We start from the raw sequence: 3,449 nt of genomic DNA on the forward strand, positions 1-3,449 counted from the left end.
CGCTCCTCGTGAGGTTCTGGTTGGCTTTGACACCACCACGATACGCCGCCTTTCAAATCACGCCATCACCCAAATTCCCGCATAGCTCCACTCTGGTCAGTCAGAGCTTAAACGGCGGCATACAAGTGATCCAGCCGAACTTGGTTTCGACCCGGAAGCTGCCGTAGCCGCTCGCCACGTCTTTGTCCTTGTGGCCTAGGATTGCCTTCTGCCATGTCTCACCAATCCCAACATCCCGTGCCATGGTCTTCCAGTAGTGCCGCCAGCCATGGTTGGGCTGCTCTACGTCTGTCACCCCTGCGTCCCGCACAAGAGCGGCAGCATGTTGGGCAGCCCTGCTCTGTCTGGAATGGTCCTTGTCACGGCTCACGCCGCTCGGGGTGTAGAAGATCGGTCCATCTGGCAGGCTGTCGATCCATTTCAGTAGCCCCCAGTCCAGAAGTTGAGGATGCAACGGCACGTCCCGAAAGATGCCGGTCTTGGTTGATCCCGCTTCGGGGGTGATACGTATCCAGTGAACGTCGTCGGACCTCTTGAAGTCTTCCTTCCGAAGTTGGGCAAGCTCTCCGACCCGAGCGCCGGTGTGGGCCATGATAGGTGCCAGCCAACGCTGCGCTCGAGCTTTTTGTTGGTGTCCCTTTGCGCCGTCCAGTGACACCGCGAAGGCTGCCCTTAGGACGGTCAGGGCCTCATCATCTGTGAAGCCCCGGTCGCGGGTGATGATCTGCCGTCCGCCACCCACCTTTGCCCCAGCAAAGGGGTTGTGCCCGTTGAGCATCCGCTTCGCTGCGGGCTGGTTCAGGACCGCGCTTAGGTGGGGCAGGTAGGTGTCGTTGATCGTCCGCACCGCTTTGGGCTTGTCGCCATCACGCATCGACTTAGCCCAAGCTAGCGCGTCCTCGTAAGTGATCTTCGTTGCATCCGCATGACCTACGAAGGCGATGAACACTTCCACCATCGCCATCAGTGCTTTCCGGGTCTTCAAACGCCCGCCGCTCACCTCGTGTGACTTAGCCCACTCTTCCGACAGCTCTCGCAGGCTGTTAGCCGTTTTGCACTTCACGACAGGCTCTTCACTGGGCATCCACTGGGGGTAGCGCCCAGCACGGACATCGTCCCGCCAGTCGCCATTCGCCCGTTTGGCGATCACTGCGAACGCGTCCATGGCAGCTCTGTTGAACTCCTGCAGGGCTGCCTCACGTGACGCTGGATCAAGGCTTATCCCGCGCTGGGCAAGCCAATGGTCCAGTTCATCACCGTGCATCCCTTCAAGTAGGCGCAGCCGCCGTGTGGCGTTGGCCTCATCGTCCTCGGCTGCGGCGATCAGGGGGTCCATCCCATCCACCCACTGACCTGCTACTCCGGGGTTTTCGCCGTGCCGCTGTAGCAGCGAGCGGAAGTAGTCCCCGGCCAAGGCTGCGGCCTGCTGCTGGGTGATCGCTTTCGGGCCTTGTCGAAGTGTCTCGTAGTGCCGCGACAGTGCCGCCGCAGCCTCGTGATACCGTCGCTTCGCTTGCGCAGCGTCCTTGGTCTTGAGAGAGAGCTTGGCAAACTCCCCGAGGGTCAGTGATCTTCGTTCGCCGTCTACCTCAAGGGCAACGCTCTGGCCTCGGGCTTTTGACGAAATGTCCTTGGGGACCCGGTCCATCAGATACCATGTCATGCCGATAAGGCGGGGTGCGCTCATTCTGATCCTCACCACTGGATACCAACCATGTATGCCAGTTTTCCACTAGTAAAGCCATGCCAGCAAGGGCGATCAAGGAAAACAAGGTGATGGAGGTAAGGTGGTGGCGTGGGGGAGACTTGAACGCCCGACCACGGGTGGCTTGCTGCGGGCAAACGCCCCGGTCGGCCCGTGGTTGATGCCACGCACATCAGGTTCGTTCTGATCGGAGGGGGTGGTGGCGTGGGGGAGACTTGAACTCCCGACCTATCGATTATGAGTCGATCGCTCTAACCAACTGAGCTACCGCGCCTTGCCACGGGCGCTGAACTAGGCCCAATGCGCCGGGGTGTCAAACCGAATTTGCGCCCCGGCGCAGGAAATCATTGCTGACGGAACGTCCAGCGTGACGACTGCCGATAAGGCTTGTCAGGCGTGATGGCGATTGACGGGAAATCACGGTGGGACGGGGCATCGGGCCAGTCCTGCGGTTCCATGGCAAACCCTTCGTAGGGGACCGCTCCGGGGCGCATGCCCACGTGATTGTCGAACACCTGTAGGCCGGGACGGTCGCTGGCAATGGTCATCGTCACCCCGGATGCGCCGCGCAGGGTGGCGATATCGCGGATCGGCACCAGACCATTGGACAGACAGAAATTATGGTCCAGCATCGGTGCGCCCGGCACCGGTTCGCGCGGGGTGCGGAAATCCATATCGGTCTGCGTGACGTCCACGATGTCGCCGGTCACAAGGTTGTCGCCGTCGGTCGGCAAATAATGATTGGCGGCGATCTGCAGGCTGTGGCCGATCCACGTGGCGGACCCGTCCAGATTCCACAGGCTGTGGTTCGCGATGTTCATTACCGTTTGCTCGTCGGTGCTGGCATGCAGGTCCAGATGCAGCGCGCTGTCGCGTACGGTAAAGGTCGCGGTGATCACCCGCTGGCCCGGAAGGCCGCAGTCGCCGTCGTTCAACGTCAGTGTCAGCACAGCACGGTCAACTGCAGACTCTGCGATCTGCCAAACACGCGCATGGATGCCGTCCGACCCCGAATGCAGCGTCATCTTGCCCGCCTGATTGCGTTCCAGTTCGTACATCATGCCGTCGATGGTAATGCGGCCCGCGCCGATCCGGTTGGCGATGGGGCCGACCAGCGCGCCGTAATAGGGCATTGGGCCTTCATAGTCGGACAGGCGATCCGACCCCAACGTCAGGGTATGGTCCACGCCAGCCAGACGCACATCATGGATACGCGCGCCATAGGTCAGCAGGGCGACGGTCAGCTGTCCGTCGGTGATGGTCAGCCGGTGGACATCATGTCCATCGGCGGTCGTGTCGAACAGGGTCATAGCGGGCTCCAGTGAACGCCGGCGGCGGGGATGGTCGTGCCGTCCCATGTCACCGGTCCGGCGGAATAGTTGAATACAAAGCGGTGCGTCGGTGTATCGCGCAGCCGCAGGCCGTCGGGCAGGTCGTGCGTGGTGATGCCGACCTCTGCACAGATCGACCGCAGGATCGCGGCAAAGCTGTCGTCGTCGGGCCAGCCCGCAAGATAGCGCAGATGATCGCCGCCCATGATTGCAGGGCGACCGTTGGCGGTGGCCAGTTGCACGGGTGCGCTGCCTTCCAGATGTTCGAACCAGTGGCGGAACGTGCCGCCACCGTCCAGCGCGATGGCGTCCGATGGGGGCAGGCTTTCGGTCAGTGTGACCGTCACGTCGGTGCCGGGCAGGTTTGGCCCCATGGGCACAGGGATCGCCAGATCGGCGGTTTTCACGTCACT

General features: G+C 61.8%; 2 protein-coding genes, 1 tRNA gene and 1 pseudogene. All 4 read right to left on the bottom strand.

The annotated features are described in order from the left end of the window. Window positions 1-100: 100 nt before the first annotated feature. On the bottom strand, window positions 101-1,687 hold the full coding sequence (locus GZH79_RS18615) for a tyrosine-type recombinase/integrase (protein ID WP_211645273.1): 1,587 nt from the start codon (window positions 1,685-1,687) through the stop codon (window positions 101-103). 215 nt (window positions 1,688-1,902) lie between these two features. Continuing rightward, window positions 1,903-1,979 (bottom strand) — tRNA-Met (locus GZH79_RS18620). A 70-nt stretch (window positions 1,980-2,049) separates the two neighbouring features. Beyond that, window positions 2,050-3,015, bottom strand: coding sequence for an aldose epimerase family protein (locus tag GZH79_RS18625; protein WP_211645274.1), 966 nt, complete (start codon window positions 3,013-3,015; stop codon window positions 2,050-2,052). Then, window positions 3,012-3,449, bottom strand: a pseudogene (locus tag GZH79_RS19160) (beta-galactosidase); the annotation flags it as partial. The gene GZH79_RS18625 and the pseudogene GZH79_RS19160, both read right to left, overlap by 4 nt.

This window comes from Loktanella sp. SALINAS62, assembly GCF_018263905.1.
Taxonomy (GTDB): domain Bacteria; phylum Pseudomonadota; class Alphaproteobacteria; order Rhodobacterales; family Rhodobacteraceae; genus Loktanella.

What these genes read in the sequence shown, in the direction of transcription:
- GZH79_RS18625 (WP_211645274.1), bottom strand. Translation starts at nt 3,015, where the DNA reads ATGACCCTGTTCGACACGACCGCCGATGGACATGATGTCCACCGGCTG.
- GZH79_RS18615 (WP_211645273.1), bottom strand. Translation starts at nt 1,687, where the DNA reads ATGAGCGCACCCCGCCTTATCGGCATGACATGGTATCTGATGGACCGG.